We start from the raw sequence: 20,939 nt of genomic DNA on the forward strand, positions 1-20,939 counted from the left end.
AACGCGGAAATACCGGATTACCCGCAGAAAACCAGCTTAGACAGCCAAGCGTTTACGGCCTTTGGCGCGGCGGGCAGCGATCACTGCGCGGCCACCGCGGGTTTTCATGCGTGTCAGGAAACCGTGGGTACGGGCGCGCTTGACTTTGGAGGGTTGGTATGTGCGTTTCATGATAAATCCTGGTGGCCCTAACGGGCTTGTTACTGGGCTGTCAGCTGTAAAGCTTCATTTGGCGATTCGAATGATCTTGATTGGCTGAACGAAACCACGGCCAATCTGGCAAGTCTCGGCAACCGACAACACATCTGCTCTACCCTGACAGGTGAATTCATTTCGAAGTCACGCACAAAGCTGCGCAGGCAGCCTCAGGCCGCTACGAATCGGGAAAACCCGTGATTATCACAGATTTTCACAGTCTAGCAACAAGGCAGACAGCTGAACTGAGGGGAAAGTCTGAAATTTAGGCCAAGAGTCACACGGTTCCGGGGACGTAAAGGTGAGGGATGTATCAGATCGCTACGGCGGCTTTCTGGCATGGTAATTCCCTATCTTTATCTTCAATTCCTTTATTCAAATTAGTAGCAGTAGTAAGGGCGGCGCTTTTCTGTGGACAGCGTCATTATTCCTTTTCGAATCAAGCACTTGCCGGTTGTTTAACCATGTGGCAAGGCGCCATGCAAGCTGTCTTTGAGATATGAACAACTTTTTGTTTTGACCGATACCTGTGGATAAGTCATGGGTTGCTAGAAAGTTATCCCCAGGGTTTGCTTCCCCTGTCATTTGGCAGCCTTTATGTCGGCAGAAGGGCAATGGAAAAGCCTCATCGGCGGGATGGATCTGCAGCCTGGTCAGCCGACTTTTGCCAGCGCAGGCTCGTTTTGAAAATCCCTGATTTGTGGATAACCGGCCACCCCGACTACAATTGCGGGTGCTCAAAATTAACAATATCCACAAGCAGCGAACGGCTGCTTTACATCGGCTCGCAGGACAAAAATTGTCATGAGCGAAGTGTCTGTGTCGGGTCAGACCGACGATTTGTGGCAAATCTGCGTTGACCATTTGGCCCAGGAGCTTCCTGAGCAGCAGTTCAATACCTGGATACGACCGCTGGTGGTGGGCATTGCGTCCGATTTGTCCAAGGCGACTGTCCAGGTCGGCAACCGGTTCAAGCTCGACTGGGTCCGGGCGCAGTATGCGGCGCGCATTGCGGCGCTGCTCGAACAGGTTTCCGGCCAGCGAATCCCGATCGAACTGACTCTTGCGCCCCGTGAGGCGCCCACGAAATCAGAGCCGCTGGTCCGAAAATTCGACGCTTCCACAGGCACCGCCGAACAGGCCTCTGCCGTCGCAGCGGCAGAAGACGCCGCTGGTTCGGCTTTCAAGAACCGGCTCAATTCCGCCCTGACGTTCGACACGCTGATCGAAGGCACGGCCAACCGCATGGGCCGCGCGGCCGCGCTGCATGTCGCCAGCAGCCTGGGCCAGTTGTACAACCCGCTGTTCATTTATGGCGGCGTCGGCTTGGGAAAAACCCATTTGATGCATGCGATCGGCAACAAGCTGATGGCCGACAACCCGGCGGCCAAGGTGCTGTACATCCACGCCGAGCAGTTTGTCTCGGATGTGGTCAAGGCCTACCAGCGCAAGACTTTTGACGAGTTTAAGGAGCGCTACCACTCGCTCGACCTGCTGCTGATCGACGATGTGCAGTTTCTGGCGAACAAGGACCGCACGCAGGAGGAGTTCTTCAATGCGTTCGAAGCCTTGTTGACGAAAAAGTCGCACATCGTGATGACCAGCGACACTTATCCCAAGGGGCTGACCGACATCCATGAGCGCCTGGTGTCGCGCTTTGACTCCGGCCTGACGGTGGCCATCGAGCCGCCTGAGCTGGAAATGCGCGTCGCCATCCTGATCCGCAAGGCCGATGTCGAGGGCGCGGTGATGCCCGAGGAAGTGGCGTTTTTCGTTGCCAAAAATGTCCGCTCCAACGTGCGCGAACTTGAAGGCGCTCTGCGCAAGATACTGGCGTATTCACGTTTCAACCACAAGGAAATTTCTATCCAGCTTGCCCGGGAAGCGCTGCGCGACCTGCTGTCGATCCAGAACCGGCAGATTTCGGTGGAAAACATCCAGAAAACGGTAGCCGACTACTACAAGATCAAGGTCGCCGACATGTATTCCAAGAAGCGGCCGGCCAGCATTGCCCGGCCGCGCCAGATCGCCATGTACCTGGCCAAGGAACTGACGCAAAAGAGCCTGCCCGAAATCGGCGAGCTGTTCGGCGGGCGCGACCACACCACCGTGCTGCATGCAGTCCGCAAGATGGCCGCCGAACGCCAGCTGATGACCGAACTCAACCAGCAGCTGCATGTGCTGGAGCAAACACTCAAGGGTTGAAAACCGGAAACTTTTAAAGCTGTGGACAAGTTTTGAACAAGTTACGACTTATCCACAGGAGCAGATGACAATCGAAAGTTGTTCATGTTTGACAAGCCATCCGCATAGCGCTGCAACACATGGTTAAACAACCGCCAAGTGCTTGATTAAAAAGGGAATAATGACGCTGTCCACAGAAAAGCGCCGCCCTTACTACTGCTACTAATTTGAATTAAAGAACTAAAGACAAAGACAGAGGAAAACATGATCGTTCTGAAAGCCACCCAAGACAAGTTTTTAGGCGTACTGCAATCGGTCGCCGGCATCGTGGAGCGCAGGCACACCCTGCCCATCCTGGCCAATGTGATGATCCGCAAGACGGGTGCGCAGCTGCAGCTCACGACCAGCGACCTGGAGATCCAGATTCGTACCACCGCCGAGCTCGGCGGCGATGACGGCGACTTCACCACGACCGTGGGCGCCCGCAAGCTGATCGACGTGCTGCGTTCCATGCCCAGCGACCAGACGGTTTCGCTTGAATCGGCACAGAACAAGCTGATTTTGAAAGGCGGAAAAAGTCGCTTCACCCTGCAAACCCTGCCCGCCGAGGACTTTCCGCTGGTGCAGGAAGCTGCCAGCTTTGGCCCGGTGTTCTCGGTGCCGCAAAAGGTGCTGAAAGAGTTGCTGAACCAGGTGTCGTTCGCCATGGCGGTGCATGACATCCGCTACTACCTCAACGGCATCTTGTTCGTCGCCGAAGGCAAGCAGCTCAGCCTGGTGGCCACCGATGGCCACCGGTTGGCGTTTTCGTCGGCGACGCTCGATGTGGAAGTGCCCAAGCAGGAAGTGATCCTGCCGCGCAAGACGGTGCTGGAAATGCAGCGCCTGCTCAGCGACAAGGAAGGCGCGATCGAGATGCAGTTTGCCGGCAACCAGGCCAAGTTCAGTTTTGAAGGCATGGAATTCGTCACCAAGCTGGTTGAAGGCAAGTTCCCCGACTACAACCGCGTGATTCCGAAGAACCACAAGAACATCATCACGCTGGGCCGCGAACCGTTGCTCAGAAGCCTGCAGCGCACCGCGATCCTGACCAGTGAAAAATTCAAGGGCGTGCGGCTCAACATCGAGCCCGGCACACTGCGCGTCGCGTCGAACAATGCGGAGCAGGAAGAGGCGGTCGACGAGCTCGACATCGACTATGGCGGCGACTCGATCGAGATCGGCTTCAACGTGACCTACCTGATCGATGCCCTGAACAACATGAACCAGGACATGGTGAAAATCGAGCTGGCCGACTCCAACAGTTCGGCCCTGCTCACCATTCCGGACAACGCCGCCTTCAAATACGTCGTGATGCCGATGCGGATTTGAGGCAATTGGAAGCGCAAAACGCCTGAAGCGAAAGACAGACCCGCGCAGCTTCGCGGGTTTGGTCATTCAAGAGATTGAAGAAATTGGGAACAGCTGGCCATGACTGAAGAAAACAAACTGAACGAAGCCGATCAAGTCCACGTCTCGGACGGGTCGGCGGGCGAAGGAAGCTCCAATTTCCAGCCCAAGATCGACACCAACCAGGCCGGCGCGTCCGAAGCCTACGGCGAAGGCTCGATCCAGATCCTCGAAGGGCTGGAGGCCGTGCGCAAGCGGCCCGGCATGTACATCGGCGACACGTCGGACGGCACCGGCCTGCACCATCTGGTGTTCGAGGTGGTGGACAACTCCATCGACGAGTCCCTCGCCGGGCACTGCGATGACATCCTGGTGACCATCCACACCGACAACTCGGTCAGCGTCGTGGACAACGGGCGCGGCATTCCGACCGGCATCAAGATGGATGACAAGCACGAACCCAAGCGTTCGGCGGCCGAGATTTCGCTGACCGAACTGCATGCCGGCGGCAAGTTCAACCAGAACAGCTACAAAGTGTCGGGCGGTCTGCACGGCGTGGGCGTGAGTTGCGTCAATGCGCTTTCCAAAATGCTGCGGCTGACGATCCGCCGCGACGGCAAGGTCCATGTCATGGAGTTCTCGCGCGGCTTTGTGCAAAACCGCATCACCGAGTCGGTGGGCGGCGTCGAGGTGTCGCCGATGAAGGTGATGGGGCCGACCGACAAGCGCGGCACCGAAGTTCACTTTCTGCCCGACACCGACATCTTCAAGGAAAACAACGATTTCCATTACGAAATCCTGAGCAAGCGCCTGCGCGAGCTGAGTTTCCTGAACAACGGCGTGCGCATTCGCCTGAAGGACGAGCGCACCGGCAAGGAAGACGACTTCGCCGGCGCCAACGGTGTCAAGGGGTTTGTCGCTTTCATCAATAAGGGAAAAACCGTCCTGCATCCGAACGTTTTTGCCGCGATGGGCGACCGCCAGAGCGACCAGGGCACCAACATCGGCGTCGAAGTGGCGATGCAGTGGAACAGCGGCTACAGCGAGCAGGTTCTCTGCTTTACCAACAACATTCCGCAGCGTGACGGCGGCACCCACCTGACCGGCCTGCGCGCCGCGATGACGCGCGTCATCAACAAGTACATCGACGACAGCGAACTGGCGAAAAAAGCCAAGGTCGAGGTCACCGGCGACGACATGCGCGAAGGCCTGTGCTGCGTGCTGAGCGTGAAGGTGCCCGAGCCGAAATTCTCCAGCCAGACCAAGGACAAGCTGGTGTCGAGCGAAGTGCGCGGCCCGGTCGAGGACATCGTCAGCAAGCTGCTGCACGACTACCTGCAGGAGCGCCCGAACGACGCCAAGATCATCGTCGGCAAGATCATCGAGGCCGCCCGGGCTAGAGAAGCCGCCCGCAAGGCGCGCGACATGACGCGCCGAAAAGGCGTGCTCGACGGCATGGGCCTGCCCGGCAAACTGGCTGACTGCCAGGAAAAAGACCCGGCGATGTGCGAAATCTACCTGGTCGAGGGCGACTCCGCCGGCGGCTCGGCCAAGCAGGGCCGCGACCGCAAGTTCCAGGCGATTCTGCCGCTCAAGGGCAAGATCCTGAACGTCGAAAAAGCGCGCTATGAAAAGCTGCTGACCAGCAATGAAATCCTGATCCTGATCACTGCCTTAGGCACCGGTATCGGCAAGGGCGGCGGTGTGGGCGGAACGCCCGGCACCGACGACTTCAACGTTGCCAAGCTTCGCTACCACCGCATCATCATCATGACCGACGCCGACGTGGACGGCGCGCACATCCGCACACTGCTGCTGACCTTTTTCTACCGCCAGATGCCCGAGCTGATCGAGCGCGGTCACATCTACATCGCCCAGCCGCCGCTGTACAAGGTCAAGGCCGGCAAGGAAGAGCAATACCTGAAGGACACCGCCGCGCTCGACGGCTTCTTGCTGCGCATTGCGCTGAAAGATGCGTCGGTGCAAACCAGCGCCGACGACAGCGCCGTGCTGACGGGCGAAGACCTGGCCGAGCTGGCGCGCAAGCACCAGCGCGCCGAGTCAGTGATCAACCGCCTGATGAGTTTCATGGACGCCGAAGCGCTGCGCGCCATTGCCGATGGCGTGTCGCTGAACCTGGACACGGTTGCTGACGCCGAAGCGTCCGCCGCGCTTCTGCAGGCCAAGCTGCGCGAACTGAACACGACCGGTGCACCGGCCGAAGTGGCGGGTGAGTTTGACGTACGCTCCGACAAGCCGATCCTGCGCATCAGCCGCCGCCACCACGGCAATGTCAAAAGCACCGTACTGACGCAAGACTTCGTGGTCGGGGCCGATTACGCCACGCTGGCCGAAGCCGCCTCTGCGTTTCGGGGTCTGATTGGCAGCGGCGCCAAGGTCATGCGCGGCGAGGGCGAGCGGCGCAAGGAAGAAAAAATCAGCGATTTCCGCCAGGCCATGCGCTGGCTGATCGGCCAGGCTGAAAACGGCACGGCCCGCCAGCGCTACAAGGGCCTGGGCGAGATGAACCCTTCCCAGCTCTGGGAAACCACGCTTGACCCGAAAGTGCGCCGCCTGCTCAAGGTGCAGATTGATGACGCCATCGAAGCCGACCGCGTCTTCACCATGCTGATGGGCGACGAGGTCGAGCCGCGCCGCGAGTTCATCGAGCAAAACGCCTTGCGCGCGGGGAACATCGATACCTGAAGGCGAAAGAGGGGTGCAGCAAGCGCCCGCTTCCGCTGGCGGGCGCCTGCCTTTTTCACGAGCTTTCCATGAGCATCACTGCGGTCATTGACTTTGAAACCACCGGCATTTCGCCCGGCTGCGGCGACCGCGCCACTGAAGTGGCGATCGTGCTGCTCGATGGCGGCCGCGTGGTGGACCGTTTCCAGAGCCTGATGAATGCCGGCGTTCGCATTCCGGCCTTCATCACCCAGCTGACCGGCATCACCAATGCCATGGTGGCTGGCGCGCCCGATGCGGCGCAGGTCATGCGCGAGGCCAGCCGCTTTGTCGGCGATGTGCCGCTGGTGGCGCACAACGCCGCGTTCGACCGCAAGTTCTGGCAGGCAGAACTGGCCCTTGGCGGGCTGGCCGCGCCGCAGCCCTTCATCTGCACGCTGCTGCTGTCGCGCCGGCTTTATCCACAGGCACCGAACCACAAGCTGGGCTCGCTGGTCGATTACCACCGCCTGCCGCGCACCGGCCAGGCGCACCGGGCGCTGGCCGATGCCGAAATGGCCGCCGGCCTGCTCGGCCAGATCCAGCACGACCTGCGCACCCGCCACGGCGTGCGCCAACCCGACAATGCCCTGCTGATGGCCTTGCAACGCTGTGCCAAATCGGCTGTTGGCGCGCTCATGGCCAGGCATGCAAGCACGTAAACACTTTTTAAAACGCTATTGATTTAATAGCTGTGTGCGCCCGTCCAATATGCGCAAAAGCCCTAAAAAACTTAAATTTTTACCATGAACACCCACGCCCGCACTGCCACGCCGCTTTCCACCCAGGACAACACCCGCATCGACGACCTGCGCATTGGCGCGGTGCGCCCGCTGATCACACCGGCGCTGCTGCAGGAATGGCTGCCCGCGCCCGACAGCGCGCAGGCGCTGGTGGCAAGCAGCCGCGCCGCGATCTCCAGCGTGCTGCACGGCCTTGATGACCGGCTGGTGGTCGTGGTCGGACCGTGCTCCATCCACGACCATGGTCAAGCCATGGACTACGCGCGCCAACTCAAGGCCCAAGCCGAAGCGCTCCAGGACGAGCTGCTGATCGTGATGCGCGTGTATTTCGAAAAGCCGCGAACCACCGTGGGCTGGAAGGGCTACATCAACGACCCGCGCCTGGACGGCAGCTTTGCCATCAACGAAGGGCTGGAAATGGCGCGCCAGCTGCTGCTCGACGTGCTGGCGCTCGGCATGCCGGTAGGCACCGAATTCCTCGACCTGCTGAGCCCGCAGTTCATTAGCGACCTGGTGAGCTGGGGCGCGATTGGCGCGCGCACCACCGAAAGCCAGAGCCACCGCCAGCTTGCCAGCGGCCTCTCGTGCCCGGTCGGCTTCAAGAACGGCACCGACGGCGGCGTGAAGGTGGCGGCCGACGCCCTCCAGGCGGCGCAGGCGCCGCACGCCTTCATGGGCATGACGAAGATGGGCCAGGCGGCAATTTTCGAGACCCGGGGCAACGACGACTGCCACGTGATTCTGCGTGGCGGCAAGCAGACCAATTACGCGAAAGCCGATGTCGATGCCACCTGCGCGCAGCTCAAGGCCGCCTGCCTGCGCGAGCAGGTGATGATCGACGTGTCGCACGCCAACAGCAGCAAGCAGCACCAGCGCCAGATCGAGGTCGCGGCCGACGTGGCCAGTCAGGTGGCGGCGGGCGACCACCGCATCATGGGCCTGATGATCGAAAGCCACCTGAACGAAGGCCGGCAGGACATCGTCGCTGGCCAGCCCTTGCAGCACGGCGTGTCGGTGACCGACGCCTGCATCAGTTTTGCGCAAACCGTGCCGGTGCTGGAGAAGCTGGCGGCGGCGGTGCGGGCGCGGCGTTTGGTGTGAGTCGATACGGCGCCGTTTTGTGCATATTAAAAACAGGGTCAGGGCGCTTCAATGGATTGGTCACGGGAAGAAGTCGAGGCCATCGTCGCGGACTATCTGCACATGCTGACGATGGAACTGGCTGGACAGAGCTTCAACAAGACCCAGCATCGGCGCTGGCTGCAAGGCAAGCTCAATGGGCGTTCTGACGCTTCGATAGAGTTCAAGCACTGCAATATCAGCGCGGCCATGATTGATCTTGGGTTTCCATCCATTCGGGGTTATCAACGACGCTCAAATTATCAAGCGCTTCTGGGCATCGTCGCAGAGGAGCAGGTGCGCGGCAAACCGACCTTGGACCAAGCTGCGCTCGCCGCTGTGCAACAGCCTGCGGTCGTACCAGTGCAGACCGACTTTGCGAAAGTGAAGTCAGAAGCACCGAAAAAACAGCACCAGGTCAATGAATCCGTCAATTCCTTGCTTTTCAGGGCTGTAAAGCGCGACTACCTGGAACGCGAAGCGCAAAACAGGTCGCTCGGCTTGGCGGGGGAGGAATTTGTCGTTCAATTCGAGCATTGGCGCCTTGTCGCGATGGGTCAACATCGACTCGCCGACAGGGTTGAGCATGTTTCCGTATCGAAAGGCGACGGCCTGGGCTACGACGTTCTTTCATTTGAATCCGATGGCAAGGAGCGGCTCATCGAAGTCAAGACAACGACCTTTGGACGCGACACGCCATTTTTTGTTTCACGGGGTGAACTGGCACTGTCTGAAGGAGCCAAGGACCAGTTTCATCTTTACCGTTTGTTTGAATTCAGAAAATCTCCTCGCCTGTTTGATCTTCCCGGGGCACTTGATCAGCATTGTCTTTTGGACCCTGTGATCTACCGAGCCAGTTTTGGTTAGCGAGCTTGAATTGGAAAATCTGACAGTGGCTTGGTGAAGGCTTACCGGCAATGAATCCGAAACTGCCGGTCGCGCGCCTGCTTGCGCTGCACGCTGATCCAGTCCTGCGTCTGCGCGCCTTGCGGCTGGCGCGCCATGGAATCCCAATGCTTGATTTGTGAATCGAGCCAATCGCATTCCGTTTTTTTGGCTGCTGCATCGCTGATGGAACGGGTTTGTACCTCAACGATGTGTTGGGTCGTTGGTGTTGCTTCAGCTGGGCTGGCGGCTGTTGGCCGGATGGCCGCCATCAGGTTGTGATTGTCCCGCGTGGTGACCTGGCTGCTGACCGATCCTTGCGGGCACGCGGCGTCGCCGTAGTTGGTGCGGCCGTTCGTCACGCACTTGGTCACTTGGGAAATGCCCGCTGCCGCGTTGGAGGGGCTGGGGTAGGCGGGCTGCATTGGAGGGGTTGGCCTTGGCGCCGGGATTGAAGGCCGGGCTGGCTGGGGTGCCGACTCGGCAACAGGCTGCGGTGCTGGTCGGCCATTGAGTTTCCATTCGGCTACCTTGTAGAAAAACAACAGCAGCGCCACAAAGACAAGCACCATACCCAAGGTGCCCCACGTAAACCGCTCGGGCGGGGGGCTGAACGGCCGTGAACGCCGGGATTTGTCATGCATGTAGTCCCGGTCCATCAGTCCCATGCCATCGTTCCTTGTGTTTTTTAAGAGCAAGCCGGATGGCCCGCCTTGCGGGATCGCCCGCAACCAACCAGCTGATTATCAGTTGAGCACTGGCCGCACCAGCGCATGCGACGCATCCGAATTTGCGGCCTCCTCGCTTGCCGTTGCACCGGCGTCGCTCCCCGGCGCCAAGTACACCGTGCGCGTCGGAAAGGCGAAATCGACGCCCAGTGCGGCCAGCTCGCGCATGAGTTGCAGGTTCAGCGTCTGCTGGGCGTCCATGTAGGCGTTGTAGCTTGGTTTCTTGACGATATAGACCACTTCGTAATCGAGCGAGCTGTCGCCAAAACCCAGGAGATGCGCGCGATCAAAACGCAGCGTGTCGATGGCTTCGACCAGCCGCTTGACAATTTCCGGAATCGCCTCGGCCTGCTCTGGCGTGGTGCGGTAGGTCACGCCGAACTTGAAGACGATGCGCCGCTCTTCCATGCGCTTGTAGTTTTTCACCACCTGCTTGAGCAGGTCGGTGTTGCTGATGATGATCTGCTCGCCGTTCAGGCTGCGGATGCGCGTGGTTTTCAGGCCGATGAACTGCACCGTGCCGACAAAGCTGTCGATGCCGATGAAGTCGCCGACCTCAAAAGGCTTGTCCACCGCGATCGACAGCGAGGCGAACAAATCGCCCAGGATGTTCTGCACCGCCAGCGCCACCGCGATGCCGCCCACGCCCAGGCTGGCGACAAAAGCGGTGATGTTCACGCCGACGTTGGACAGCACGGCCAGCAGCACCACGGTCCACAGCACGGTGCGCAGCGCCCATGACATCAGCGTGGCGGAGGCGCCTGCCTGCGTCATGCCGTCGGTCGAGTGGCGCTCCTGGTAGCGGCGCAGGCCGATGCTGATCGCCCGCGTGAGCCACAGCCCGAGCTGCAGGGCCACGGCCACAAACCAGAGCTGGCCGACGCGCGCGTTCCAGCGGTCGTTCAGGTCGAGCATGCCCAGGCCGATGAGCAGCGCGGCCAGCAGCATCAGCCAGCGGTTGCTGCCGCCAAGCACCTCGACCACCGTGTCGTCAATGCGGTTGGTGGTCTGCTCGGCGATTCTTTTCATGCGTCCCACGGCAAATCGCAAGGCGATGCGCATCAGCAGGTAGGAAACCAGCGTGGCGGCAATGGCCAGTGACAGGCTGACAAGTGACAGGGAGAAAATATCGGCGGTTTGAAACCAGTCAAGAAAGTCATTCATCCAATGCAGCTTAACCAAAGGGCAGTAACTCGGAAAAACAGCGGAATTGGCCGGCTGACCGATGGCCCGCCTGGTTCACGCTTCAGGCCTTGCCGCCGTCAGGACGCTGGAAATTGAAAAAATTATGAATAAATATGCCTTTTGCGCACGCTGCGTAAGCGCAAATAGCTATTGAAAACATAGCATTTTGGAAGTGCACGACAACGGCATGGCTTGCGCTCCCCGTTTATGCGCAGTGGATGGCGCTGTTGTCTGACACCGCATGTTTGCGCCGGGCGCGCAAAATGCGGCCATCGGCCCACGCGGCCGAACCGGGAAGGGATTGAAAAGTCCTGATCCCTCCACACTCCAGAAGGATGCGCATGACCAAGAAACAGACCCAGAATGACAACCAGCCCCTAGATGAGGAAAGCGGCCAGGGCCACGGCGGCAAGGTTGAAAACGACACCAACAAGACCGGCGCCCACGAGCCCACGCAAAAGAACGAAGGCCGGCGAACCCCCCAAAGCCGCAATGACCGGGAGTCGCACATCGGCAGCAGCAACCAGACGCAGTCACGCCGGGGAAACAGTGGAGGAAGCTCGGGCGGGCATTAGCCGCCAGGCCCGGGGCTTTTTTCAACCCGTCTTCAGCTTGCTCGCCCTGCACGGCTCGCACGGGCCAAAGCGCCGCCCATAATCAACCCACTTATTTCCGGGTGGAGGCGACATATGGGCATGCTGATCGTGGGTTTGATTCTTTTCCTGGGTGCGCACTCCACGCGCATCGTTTCCGAAGGCTGGCGTTCCGCCATGATCAGGCGCCTGGGCGCCGGAACCTGGAAAACCGCTTATTCGCTGGTGTCGCTGATCGGCTTGGGGCTGATCATCTGGGGCTTCAGTCTGGCGCGTCAGCAGCCGGTCCAGTGGTGGCCGGCGCCGTATTTCATGCGCCATGTGGCTTGGCTGCTGACCGCCGTGGCCTTTGTGCTTTTAGCTGCCGCCTATGTCCCGCGCAACCGCATCAAGGCGCGGGTGCACCATCCGATGGCGCTGGGCGTGGCGTTCTGGGCCGTAGCGCATTTGCTGGCCAACGGCAACCGGGGCCACGTGGTGCTGTTTGGCAGCTTTCTGGTGTGGGCGGTGCTGAGCTTTTTTTCGGCCCGCATGCGCGACCGCGTGGCCCGAACCCTGTACCCGGCCGGCACTGTTTCAGGCACCGTCATCACTGTGCTGGCGGGCCTTGCGGCCTGGGCGGCGTTTGCCTTCTGGGCGCACGGCCTGCTGATCGGCATCCGGCCGATGTAGCCGGCCTTGCAGCGCGATGTGCCACGCCGCCGGGCCCGTTTGGACGCACAACGCAGGAAGGCGCGCTTACTTGTCGGGCAGCTCGATCTTGACTTCCAGCACATCGAGGTTTTCCTGTCGTTCCAGGTTGAGCTTGATGTCGTCCGGATTGATCTTGATGTATTTGGCGATCACGGCAATCAGGTCGCGTTGCAGTGCAGGCAAATAGTCGGGCTCATAACTGGTGCGCCCGGAGCGTTCATGCGACAGGATGATCTGCAGCCGCTCCTTGGCGACGTTCGCTGTTTTTTTCTTTTCGCCGAGGAAGAAGGAGAAAAATGAGGCCATGGCTTTTTACTTTCCTCCAAACAGGCGTTTGAAGAAACCGGGTTTTTGGGCATCGATGAAGCGCATCGGCTTGTCTTGGCCGAGAAAGCGATCGATCACGTCCTTGTAGGCTTCGGACACGTCGCTGCCCTGCATGTGTACCGCTGGCACGCCCTGGTTGGACGCCTGCAGCACGACTTCGGATTCGGGAATCACGCCGATCAGCTTGATGCGCAAGATGTCCTGGATGTCTTCGAGCGACAGCATCTGGCCCTGGTCGACGCGGCTGGGGTTGTAGCGAGTGATGAGCAAATGCTCCTTGATCGGCTCGCCGCCGTCGATGGCGCGTTGCGTCTTGCTCGACAGCATGCCCAGGATGCGGTCGGAGTCGCGTACCGAAGAGACTTCGGGGTTGGTCACGACCAGCGCTTCGTCGGCAAAATGCATGGCCATCAGCGCGCCGGTCTCGATGCCGGCGGGCGAGTCGCAGACGATGTATTCGAAGTCCATCGCGGCCAGGTCGTCGAGGATTTTTTTCACGCCTTCGGTGTTGAGTGCATCCTTGTCGCGGGTTTGCGAGGCGGCCAGCACGAACAGTTCGGGGACCTGCTTGTCCTTGATCAGCGCCTGGTTGAGCGTGGCTTCGCCCTGGATCACGTTGATCAGGTCATACACCACACGGCGCTCGCAGCCCATGATCAGGTCCAGGTTGCGCAGGCCGACGTCAAAGTCGATCACGGCGGTTTTATGGCCGCGCAGGGCCAGGCCGGTTGCAAAGCTGGCGCTGGTGGTGGTCTTGCCGACACCGCCCTTGCCGGAGGTGACCACAATGATTTTTGCCATTCGAAAAAGTCCTTATTGAATCGGTAACGCGTTGTTTAGGTCAGGCTGGCAGGACGTCATAAAGACATCATGCATCAAACCTCATCGGATATGTAAGCAAATGCGCCATTTTTAGCTCATCGCCGTCATGACCAGTTTTTCGCCTTCCTGGTCATTGACCAGCCGCACTTGCGTCGGGCGGCCGGCGACTTCGGGCGGGAGCGGGTTTTCGCTGGTGCGGTAGATGCCGGCAATCGACAGCAGTTCGGCTTCCAGCGCCAGCGCAAAGATGCGCGCCTCGGTGTTACCGCGCGCGCCGGCAATGGCCCGGCCGCGCAGCGGCGCATAGACATGGATGTGGCCGTCGGCAATCACTTCGGCGCCGGCATTGACCATGGCCAGCACGACCAGGTCGCGGCCCCGGGCATAGACCTGCTGGCCGGAACGCAGCGGCTTGTCGATGACCAGCGCGCCCAGCGGCGCCGCATGCACTTGCTGCGGCTCCTGCGGCTCCTGCGGTTGTTCGGCCGATGCCGCCGCTGGCCGGGGCGTGAGCAAATGCGTATCGTTGCCGGGCACCAGTCCGGCCTGCCGGGCGGCGGCCATTTGCGCCGGGTTGCCGCCCTTGACGGCAATGGGCACCAGCCGGTAGCTGCCGAGCAGGCCCAGCAGCGCGGGAAAGTCGATGTCGGCCGCGCCCTGGCCTTGCAGCGGCGACAGGTCGATGACCAGCGCATCCTGGTCGAAAAAATCGGGAATGTCGCCAAAGCGCAGCGTCATCTCGCGCGCCAGCGCCGCCAGGTCGGCGGACTTGAGTAGCAGCGCGACCAGCGGAAAATTGGCGCTCTTGATTTCAAAGGTGGTGGGCGTGGCGACAGTCATGGGCGGGCAAGGCTTGGTGAACAAAGGAAAGCAGACCCCGATGGCGCGGCGGCGCCCATGCTGGCTGGAAACCAGAGGGTAGCGCAGGAAGCCCGGCCTTCCCGGCGTCGGGAAGCGGCATTTGTTAGCGTGTGAAACGCTGCGGGGAGATGACCCGGCGTCTGAACCGCCTCAAGCATTGAATGCATGCAGATTGCGCCCATCTGGAAACGTTGAAAACAAAAACGGTCATTATCCCGGAACTTGATGAACTTTCTAACGCTGGCCGGACTGAGCGCCGCGCTTCATGGTTACGTCGCCCTGCGCCTGATTCCCGATCTGGCGCCATTTGCGTCGGCCCGGCTTGTGCTGGCCGCTGTGCTGCTGGCTTCCGCGCTGCTGATTCCCCTGGGGCTGATGGCCCGGCGCATCGCGCGCCCGCCGCTGGCCAACCGGCTGGGCTGGGCCGGCCTGCTGTGCATGGGCCTGTTCTCGACGCTGATGGTGCTGACGCTGCTGCGCGACGCGGCCCTAAGCCTGCTGTGGGCGGCGGATTTCCTGGCGCCGGGCGGGCTGGAACTGGCGCCCTGGCGAACGCTTTCGGCGCAGGCCGTGCCCTTGCTGGGCGGCCTGTCGGCGCTGCTGGGATTCCTGAACGCCCGGCGCACGGCGACGGTGGTGCGGGTCGATGTGCCGATTGCCGCGCTGCCGCTGGCCTGGCAGGGCTTCACCGTGGCGCAGATCAGCGATGTGCATGTCGGGCCGACCATCCGGCAGCGCTATCTGCGCCGCATCGTGGACCGGGTCAATACGCTGGAAGCTGATGTGGTGGCGATCACCGGCGACCTGGTCGATGGCCGGGTGAACGAGCTGGCCGCGCAGGTGGCGCCGCTGGCCGACTTGCGTTCGCGCCACGGCACGTTTTTCGTGACCGGCAACCATGAATACTATTCGGGCGCCCCTGCCTGGATCGACGAGCTGCGGCGCCTGGGGCTGACGGTGCTGCTCAATGAGCATGTGGTGATTGCTGCTGCAGGCGAGACCGCGAGGCCGCTGGTGCTGGCCGGTGTGACCGATTTCAATGCAGGGCAGTTTGACCCGGCGCACCGCAGCGACCCGGTGCGCGCGCTGGCGGGTGCGCCGCTTGAGGCGGTGCGCGTGCTGCTGGCGCACCAGCCGCGCAGTGCGGCTGCGGCGGCTGAAGCCGGGTTTGACCTTCAGCTGTCGGGGCATACCCATGGCGGACAGTTCTATCCGTGGAACCTGTTCGTGCGGTTTCAGCAGCCGTTCACGGCGGGCCTGCACCGCTGGGGAACGCTGTGGGTGTACACCAGCCGGGGAACGGGCTACTGGGGGCCGCCGAACCGGTTTGGCTCGCCTTCGGAAATTACCTGCTTGCGGCTGGTGGCGGCTTGAATTGTTGGCTGGCGCTTCTTGGACCTGCTGGCTGGGCCTGCACCCCGGCCAGCCATGCCACGCAAAGCCACCAGATTTTGTAACTACCTGCCCTTGTCGCAGGCCTACGGCTTTATCGGTTCTTGGTGTTGCCCTTGCTTGGGTTACGCGCAGGGTTGCGTTCGCTTTTGCTTGCTTTTCTTGGGTTTTAAGTTTGGAGCGCCTGCCCGGCGGGCAGGCGCTCACCCCTTAAACCAAAGAAGAACCCACCAAGCCAAAGGCCATCAACAAACAACGCAGCGATCAAATCAGCAGCGTTAATAGCCACCAGACTGCAAGCCAAACAAGGCGACAGCGCAATACCGGTGGGCGTGTTTAGCTATCAAAATTATGCGGTTCAGGCGTTGCGGGCTGTGTCGTCCTGCCGGCGGTCAGGCGGCGCCGGGTGACGGTGGGCGGTTGCGTGACCATGCGCTCCGTGCGCTCGTTCGCCATGGCAGCCAGCGGACCGATCAAGTCGGCTTCGGGCAGGTTGCGCCAGTATTTGCGCGGCATTTCCTTTTGCATCGCCTTGAGCTTCAGGCGCGCCGGATTGAAGGTGTGTCGGTAATAGGTGAGCCAGAGCTGTTCGCCGGCATCGGCGGGCGGCGCATCGCTTTTTTTCGCGCCGGGGCCAAAACGCAGCTGGCCCGCCGTGGCCACCGGGCCGTGGCGGCTGACGCAGTCCCATTCGACGCTGCAGGCGGGCGTGAGGATGGCCCAGCGCATCTGCGTGAAGCGGCGCGCAAAGAACGGCGCCACGGCTTCGACGATGTGGTGTTCGGGCTCGAACCAGGCGACATGCAGCGGACCGTCCTCGGGATGCGCCCGGAAGCGCTCGTCCTGCACCGAGCGGAAACGCACGAAGGCCTTCATTTTGTGCAGGTCGCGCCGTACCGCCTGGGCCATGTGCCCGGCCTGGATCCGGTCTGGGTCGAGCGGGTCGTGCCGCAGGCCGGGCTCGTGCGCCAGGCGCCAGAAAATACGGTAGAGCAGGCCGAAGCGGTTCGGGTCGCGGTGCAGCACGACGCTTTCGCACAGCGCCATGAATTCGGCCGGCACTTTCACGGCCGGTGCGCCGCTGAAGGCTTCGGCATGGTCCGCCGCCGCATTGCCTGGCGCGGAGAACAGGTCCTGTACGGGCGCGCCGGCGGTGTGCCAGGACACCTGTCCGGGCGGTACCTGCCGGGCCAGCAGGCTGCGCGCCGCTTGGCGAAAGCCGTCCAGGTCGGCGGGGCCGCGCAGCATCACCGGTCCCAGCGCGTGCGGGAACAACTCGCTGGTCTGCCGGTCATTTTCTAGGCCCATGCGGCCTGCCCTTCCGGGTCTTTCAAGGCGGGGGGTGACGGCAGCGCCGCCAGGGGTTCAGCGGCCTCCGGTTCGTCGAACAGGCCGGCCTGCATCGGCGCGGGCTGGAGGCTCGCGGCCAGGCTGGCGGCGTCCAGCGTGGCGCCGGGATGGTGGTCGGGCAGCAGCACGAAAGGCCAGACTTTTTTCAACGGCACATGCAGCCGCCGCAGGTCGTCGGCGCGCACATCGCGCACCCGCCGCGCCTGCAGGATGCGCACCACCGCCTTGACGCCCAGGCCGGGAACGCGCAGCAGCATTTCGCGCGGCGCGCGGTTGATGTCCACCGGAAACTGTGCCCGGTGCGCCAGCGCCCAGGCGAGCTTGGGGTCGATGTCGAGCGACAGCATGCCGCTGGCTGAAGCGGCCGCATCAGGCACGATCTCGTCATGGGTGAAGCCGTAGAACCGGATCAGCCAGTCGGCCTGGTACAGCCGGTGCTCGCGCATCAGCGGCGGCGGTTTCAGGGGCAGGCGCGCCGACGCATCCGGAATCGGACTGAAGGCCGAGTAGTACACCCGCCGCATCCTGAAGTCGCCGTACAGCGCTGCGCTGGCGCTCAGGATGGTGCGGTCATCGGTCGCATCGGCGCCGACGATCATCTGCGTGCTCTGGCCGGCCGGCGCAAAAAGCGGCGCGGCGCTGCGCCCGGCCCTGCGCGACTGCGGCAGCGAGATGATGGCGCTGCGCGACTGGTCCTGCGCGGCGCCCCGGGCGTCGTCGATGTGACCGCGCAGCCGCGCCATCGACCGCTGTATCGCGGGGCCGTCCTTTTCGGGCGCCAGCGCCTGCAGGCCGGCTTGCGTGGGCAGCTCGATGTTGATGCTCAGGCGGTCGGCGTACAGCCCGGCGCGCGCCAGCAGTTCGGGCGAAGCGTCAGGAATCGTCTTGAGGTGGATGTAGCCGCGAAAGTCGTGGTCTTCACGCAGCGCGCGCGCCACCTCGACCACCTGCTCCATGGTGTAGTCGGGGTTCTGGATGATGCCGCTGGACAGGAACAGGCCTTCTATGCAGTTGCGGCGGTAAAAGTCAAGCGTCAGGCCGACCACTTCGTCCACGGTGAAGCGCGCCCGGGGAACGTTGCTGCTGACCCGGTTGACGCAGTACAGGCAGTCATAGGTGCAGAAATTGGTCAGCAAAATCTTCAGCAGCGAGATGCAGCGGCCGTCGGGCGCGTAGCTGTGGCAGATGCCGCTGCCTTCGGTCGAGCCAATGCCGCGTCCGCCGACGGAGTTGCGCTTGCCGGTGCCGCTGGAGGCGCACGACGCATCGTATTTGGCGGCGTCGGCCAGGATGGCCAGTTTGTGTTGAAGGGTATATTGAAGCACTGTAATAATGTACAGTGATTCGGCCGGCCGGGTTCCCGGGCTGGCGCAATGACCGCAATGCTGGCCGGTCTTTCAGGCAGGGGTCTGGATTGCTTTTTTGGCCCGGGTTTCCATCATCAGGTAAACCACCGCAGCCACCAGCAGCGGCGCCAGGAAATACACCACGCGGTAGGCCACCAGGCCGGCCAGCAGCTCATGCTGCGCCATGCGGTGCGACAGCAGTGCGACAAATACTGCCTCGAGCACGCCCAGGTTGCCGGGGATGTGGGTGATCACGCCGGCAATCGCCGCCAGCAGCAGCACGCTGGCGACGTTGAAAAAATCGATGCGCTGCTGCAGCAGGATGAACACGATGCCCGACATCAGCAGCCAGTTGGCCGCGCCCATGGCCATTTGCAGCCCGGCCAGCCTGAGCGAAGGCAGCTCGATGTCATGGCCGCGCAGGCTGAAGCTGCGCTGGCTGGAAAAGGCGCAGGCGCCCAGGTAGGCCAGTGCCAAAGCCAGCAGCGCGAAGCCGATCAGGCGCAGCTGGAAAGCGTCGATTTTCCAGCCGGGCGGCAAGGCTGGCGGCTGCAGGCTGAACACCAGCCCGGCGAGCAGCAGGTAGCCGATCCAGTTGGCCAGCATGCTGATCGACATGACGCGGGTGATGGTGCCCAGCGCCAGCCCGAGCCGCGAATACAGCCGGTAGCGAAAAGCGATGCCGCCTACCACCGAGCCGAGGTTGAGGTTGAAGGCATAGCTGACGAAGGTCAGCTGCATCACGGTGGAGGCGCGTAGCGTGTGGCCCGTGTAATGGCGCCCCAGCAGGTCAAAGCAGCTGTAAAGCCCGTAGCTGGCGGCGGCCAGCGCCACCGCGCCCCAAGACGCGGACAGCGGATAGTTTCGCAGCGAGGACAGCACCCTGCCCCATTCGATGCTGTGCGCCTGCGACACCAGCAGCCAGGCGACCAGCGCGAAAAAAAGGGTCGAGGCGGCGCGCCGCAGCCACGGCCACCAAGCCCGGTCGGCGAGCTTGCGCCGCACGCCTTGCGGCCCGCCCGGGGGCGCTGAAGACCGCAGGCTGTCGCTCATGGGCGCCTCACACCGCGTCGGCCTGGCTGACCTGGTCGGTGCCGGCGGTTTCGGCCGCGTCGGTGGGCGCCGTGGCCAGCATCAGGCGCGGCGCATGCGCCGGCAGCCAGCCGGCCCAGGCCGGAAAGCGGCTGAGCAGGTGAAAGACAAAAAAGCTGCGCAACACGCGCCACCAGTTCGATTCCAATAGATCATCTGCATGGATCTGCCTGCAATTGTTTTGCACCAGGTCGTCGAGCCGCGCGCCTAGGAGCTGGTTGAAGGCGCGGTCCTTGATGATCACGTTGGCCTCCAGGTTCAGCGACAGGCTGAGCGGGTCCAGGTTGCTTGAACCGACCGTGGACCAGGCATCGTCCGACACCGCAACCTTGCCGTGCAGCGGCCGCTCGCAATATTCGAAGATCTGCACGCCGGCCGACAGCAGGTGGTGGTACAGCATGTTGGCGGCGGTCTTGACAATCGCCATGTCGGGCTCGCCCTGCAGGATCAGCCTGACCTCGACGCCGCGCCGGGCGGCCCAGCGCATTTCCTTGAGCAGCCGGTAGCCCGGAAAAAAGTAGGCGTTGGCAATCACCACGCGGTGCCGGGCGGCGCGGATGGCGATGCGGTAATGCCGCTCGATGTCGGTGGTGTGTTGGCGGTTGTCGCGGGTGACAAAAATGGCGGCGGCGTCGCCCGCTGGCGCTGATGGGGTGCGCCAGCCCTCGGCCAGCCGGTAGGCGCGATCGGCCAAGCGCTCGCGCAGGTGGCCGGCCATGGTTTGGGACGCATTGCGCTGACCGGCGGCCAGCGCATCGTGCACAAACGCGTGAATCTGCGCAACCAGCGGCCCCACGATCTCCACCGAGTAGTCCTGCTTGGCCTCGGGGCCGAAGTCAGCCAGGTGGTCGGCGGAGTAGTTGATGCCGCCGACAAAGGCCCGCTCGCCATCGACGACCACGATCTTGCGGTGCATGCGGCGAAACAGGTTGGTGCGCCAGCCCCAGAGCCGGGGCGCGGGATCGAACACATGCACGCGCACGCCGGCCTGCAGCAGGGCGGAGATGAAGGCGGGCGACAGGTCGGGCGAGCCGAAGCCGTCAATCGTGATGTCGATCTGCGCGCCACGCGAAGCCGCTTGCAGCAGCGCCGCATGCAGCGCCAGCCCGACCTTGTCTTCGAACAGGATGAAGGTTTCCAGCATCACCTCGCGCCGGGCTGCTGCAATGCACTCGAACACGCGCGGAAAAAATTCTTCGCCGTTTTCCAGCAAGTGAAACGAGTTGCCGCTGACCCAGCGCGTCATGACGACCCCGCGCGGCCTGCTTTGCAGGCCTGGGCGCGCTCCAGGGAACCTTGTCGTGTCGTGCC

Annotated in this window: 19 protein-coding genes; 9 read left to right on the top strand and 10 right to left on the bottom strand. The window is 62.2% G+C overall.

Features of this window, described 5'->3' with window-relative positions:
• Positions 1–36: 36 nt before the first annotated feature.
• On the bottom strand, positions 37–171 hold the full coding sequence (gene rpmH, locus ACP7AD_RS10830) for a 50S ribosomal protein L34 (protein ID WP_007862708.1): 135 nt from the start codon (positions 169–171) through the stop codon (positions 37–39).
• 828 nt (positions 172–999) lie between these two features.
• On the opposite strand from rpmH, the gene dnaA reads away from it, so the two are divergent.
• The 6 genes from dnaA to ACP7AD_RS10860 all read left to right on the top strand — a co-directional run bounded on the left by dnaA (position 1,000) and on the right by ACP7AD_RS10860 (position 9,221).
• Positions 1,000–2,400, top strand: coding sequence for a chromosomal replication initiator protein DnaA (gene dnaA / locus ACP7AD_RS10835; protein WP_426147024.1), 1,401 nt, complete (start codon positions 1,000–1,002; stop codon positions 2,398–2,400).
• A gap of 243 nt (positions 2,401–2,643) precedes the next feature.
• Entirely contained in the window at positions 2,644–3,750 is a 1,107-nt protein-coding gene (gene dnaN, locus ACP7AD_RS10840; protein WP_426147025.1) for a DNA polymerase III subunit beta, read from the top strand.
• Between the two features lie 99 nt (positions 3,751–3,849).
• On the top strand, positions 3,850–6,474 hold the full coding sequence (gene gyrB, locus ACP7AD_RS10845; protein ID WP_426147027.1) for a DNA topoisomerase (ATP-hydrolyzing) subunit B: 2,625 nt from the start codon (positions 3,850–3,852) through the stop codon (positions 6,472–6,474).
• Positions 6,475–6,542: 68 nt separating this feature from the next.
• Positions 6,543–7,154 (top strand): 3'-5' exonuclease, encoded by a 612-nt coding sequence (locus ACP7AD_RS10850; RefSeq protein ID WP_426147028.1) that lies wholly within the window; start codon positions 6,543–6,545, stop codon positions 7,152–7,154.
• An 84-nt stretch (positions 7,155–7,238) separates the two neighbouring features.
• A complete protein-coding gene (locus ACP7AD_RS10855; protein ID WP_426147030.1) occupies positions 7,239–8,336 on the top strand; it encodes a 3-deoxy-7-phosphoheptulonate synthase in 1,098 nt (365 codons plus the stop codon).
• A gap of 51 nt (positions 8,337–8,387) precedes the next feature.
• Positions 8,388–9,221: a DUF3883 domain-containing protein gene (locus ACP7AD_RS10860; RefSeq protein WP_426147032.1), complete on the top strand. Its 834-nt coding sequence runs from the start codon at positions 8,388–8,390 to the stop codon at positions 9,219–9,221.
• Between the two features lie 41 nt (positions 9,222–9,262).
• On the opposite strand, the gene ACP7AD_RS10865 is transcribed toward ACP7AD_RS10860, so the two are convergent.
• On the bottom strand, positions 9,263–9,907 hold the full coding sequence (locus tag ACP7AD_RS10865; protein ID WP_426147034.1) for a hypothetical protein: 645 nt from the start codon (positions 9,905–9,907) through the stop codon (positions 9,263–9,265).
• Positions 9,908–9,985: 78 nt separating this feature from the next.
• Positions 9,986–11,131, bottom strand: coding sequence for a mechanosensitive ion channel family protein (locus ACP7AD_RS10870; protein ID WP_426147036.1), 1,146 nt, complete (start codon positions 11,129–11,131; stop codon positions 9,986–9,988).
• A 362-nt stretch (positions 11,132–11,493) separates the two neighbouring features.
• Between ACP7AD_RS10870 and ACP7AD_RS10875 the strand changes: the two genes are divergently transcribed.
• Positions 11,494–11,727 carry a hypothetical protein gene (locus ACP7AD_RS10875; RefSeq protein ID WP_426147038.1) on the top strand — a complete coding sequence of 78 codons (234 nt, stop codon included), beginning with the start codon at positions 11,494–11,496 and terminating at the stop codon, positions 11,725–11,727.
• Positions 11,728–11,841: 114 nt separating this feature from the next.
• Positions 11,842–12,417 (top strand): NnrU family protein, encoded by a 576-nt coding sequence (locus ACP7AD_RS10880; RefSeq protein WP_426147040.1) that lies wholly within the window; start codon positions 11,842–11,844, stop codon positions 12,415–12,417.
• A gap of 66 nt (positions 12,418–12,483) precedes the next feature.
• On the opposite strand, the gene minE is transcribed toward ACP7AD_RS10880, so the two are convergent.
• From minE to minC, 3 genes are all read right to left on the bottom strand, one after another.
• Complete coding sequence (gene minE / locus ACP7AD_RS10885) at positions 12,484–12,744, bottom strand: cell division topological specificity factor MinE (RefSeq protein WP_426147041.1); 261 nt, start codon at positions 12,742–12,744, stop codon at positions 12,484–12,486.
• A 6-nt stretch (positions 12,745–12,750) separates the two neighbouring features.
• A complete protein-coding gene (gene minD, locus ACP7AD_RS10890; protein ID WP_426147043.1) occupies positions 12,751–13,566 on the bottom strand; it encodes a septum site-determining protein MinD in 816 nt (271 codons plus the stop codon).
• 111 nt (positions 13,567–13,677) lie between these two features.
• Positions 13,678–14,427 carry a septum site-determining protein MinC gene (gene minC / locus ACP7AD_RS10895; protein ID WP_426147044.1) on the bottom strand — a complete coding sequence of 250 codons (750 nt, stop codon included), beginning with the start codon at positions 14,425–14,427 and terminating at the stop codon, positions 13,678–13,680.
• A gap of 246 nt (positions 14,428–14,673) precedes the next feature.
• Between minC and ACP7AD_RS10900 the strand changes: the two genes are divergently transcribed.
• A complete protein-coding gene (locus ACP7AD_RS10900; RefSeq protein ID WP_426147046.1) occupies positions 14,674–15,822 on the top strand; it encodes a metallophosphoesterase in 1,149 nt (382 codons plus the stop codon).
• Positions 15,823–16,176: 354 nt separating this feature from the next.
• On the opposite strand, the gene ACP7AD_RS10905 is transcribed toward ACP7AD_RS10900, so the two are convergent.
• From ACP7AD_RS10905 to clsB, 4 genes are all read right to left on the bottom strand, one after another.
• Positions 16,177–17,148, bottom strand: a complete 972-nt coding sequence (locus ACP7AD_RS10905; protein ID WP_426147048.1) for a TIGR03915 family putative DNA repair protein — start codon at positions 17,146–17,148, stop codon at positions 16,177–16,179.
• Entirely contained in the window at positions 17,139–18,515 is a 1,377-nt protein-coding gene (locus ACP7AD_RS10910) for a putative DNA modification/repair radical SAM protein (RefSeq protein ID WP_426147050.1), read from the bottom strand. Before ACP7AD_RS10910 ends, ACP7AD_RS10905 begins: the two co-directional genes overlap by 10 nt.
• Positions 18,516–18,587: 72 nt before the next feature.
• Positions 18,588–19,589 carry a lysylphosphatidylglycerol synthase transmembrane domain-containing protein gene (locus tag ACP7AD_RS10915; RefSeq protein WP_426147052.1) on the bottom strand — a complete coding sequence of 334 codons (1,002 nt, stop codon included), beginning with the start codon at positions 19,587–19,589 and terminating at the stop codon, positions 18,588–18,590.
• A 7-nt stretch (positions 19,590–19,596) separates the two neighbouring features.
• Positions 19,597–20,874 (bottom strand): cardiolipin synthase ClsB, encoded by a 1,278-nt coding sequence (gene clsB, locus ACP7AD_RS10920; protein WP_426147053.1) that lies wholly within the window; start codon positions 20,872–20,874, stop codon positions 19,597–19,599.
• Positions 20,875–20,939 lie beyond the last annotated feature (65 nt).

Source organism: Polaromonas sp. DSP2-3-2b2 (assembly GCF_049895905.1).
Classification (GTDB): Bacteria; Pseudomonadota; Gammaproteobacteria; order Burkholderiales; family Burkholderiaceae_C; genus Polaromonas.

What these genes read in the sequence shown, in the direction of transcription:
- rpmH (WP_007862708.1), bottom strand. Translation starts at nt 171, where the DNA reads ATGAAACGCACATACCAACCCTCCAAAGTCAAGCGCGCCCGTACCCAC.
- ACP7AD_RS10850 (WP_426147028.1), top strand. Translation starts at nt 6,543, where the DNA reads ATGAGCATCACTGCGGTCATTGACTTTGAAACCACCGGCATTTCGCCC.
- ACP7AD_RS10900 (WP_426147046.1), top strand. Translation starts at nt 14,674, where the DNA reads ATGAACTTTCTAACGCTGGCCGGACTGAGCGCCGCGCTTCATGGTTAC.
- clsB (WP_426147053.1), bottom strand. Translation starts at nt 20,874, where the DNA reads ATGACGCGCTGGGTCAGCGGCAACTCGTTTCACTTGCTGGAAAACGGC.
- ACP7AD_RS10870 (WP_426147036.1), bottom strand. Translation starts at nt 11,131, where the DNA reads ATGAATGACTTTCTTGACTGGTTTCAAACCGCCGATATTTTCTCCCTG.
- ACP7AD_RS10865 (WP_426147034.1), bottom strand. Translation starts at nt 9,907, where the DNA reads ATGGGACTGATGGACCGGGACTACATGCATGACAAATCCCGGCGTTCA.
- ACP7AD_RS10875 (WP_426147038.1), top strand. Translation starts at nt 11,494, where the DNA reads ATGACCAAGAAACAGACCCAGAATGACAACCAGCCCCTAGATGAGGAA.
- dnaN (WP_426147025.1), top strand. Translation starts at nt 2,644, where the DNA reads ATGATCGTTCTGAAAGCCACCCAAGACAAGTTTTTAGGCGTACTGCAA.
- ACP7AD_RS10880 (WP_426147040.1), top strand. Translation starts at nt 11,842, where the DNA reads ATGGGCATGCTGATCGTGGGTTTGATTCTTTTCCTGGGTGCGCACTCC.
- dnaA (WP_426147024.1), top strand. Translation starts at nt 1,000, where the DNA reads ATGAGCGAAGTGTCTGTGTCGGGTCAGACCGACGATTTGTGGCAAATC.
- minD (WP_426147043.1), bottom strand. Translation starts at nt 13,566, where the DNA reads ATGGCAAAAATCATTGTGGTCACCTCCGGCAAGGGCGGTGTCGGCAAG.
- gyrB (WP_426147027.1), top strand. Translation starts at nt 3,850, where the DNA reads ATGACTGAAGAAAACAAACTGAACGAAGCCGATCAAGTCCACGTCTCG.
- ACP7AD_RS10915 (WP_426147052.1), bottom strand. Translation starts at nt 19,589, where the DNA reads ATGAGCGACAGCCTGCGGTCTTCAGCGCCCCCGGGCGGGCCGCAAGGC.
- ACP7AD_RS10905 (WP_426147048.1), bottom strand. Translation starts at nt 17,148, where the DNA reads ATGGGCCTAGAAAATGACCGGCAGACCAGCGAGTTGTTCCCGCACGCG.
- minE (WP_426147041.1), bottom strand. Translation starts at nt 12,744, where the DNA reads ATGGCCTCATTTTTCTCCTTCTTCCTCGGCGAAAAGAAAAAAACAGCG.
- ACP7AD_RS10860 (WP_426147032.1), top strand. Translation starts at nt 8,388, where the DNA reads ATGGATTGGTCACGGGAAGAAGTCGAGGCCATCGTCGCGGACTATCTG.
- ACP7AD_RS10855 (WP_426147030.1), top strand. Translation starts at nt 7,239, where the DNA reads ATGAACACCCACGCCCGCACTGCCACGCCGCTTTCCACCCAGGACAAC.
- minC (WP_426147044.1), bottom strand. Translation starts at nt 14,427, where the DNA reads ATGACTGTCGCCACGCCCACCACCTTTGAAATCAAGAGCGCCAATTTT.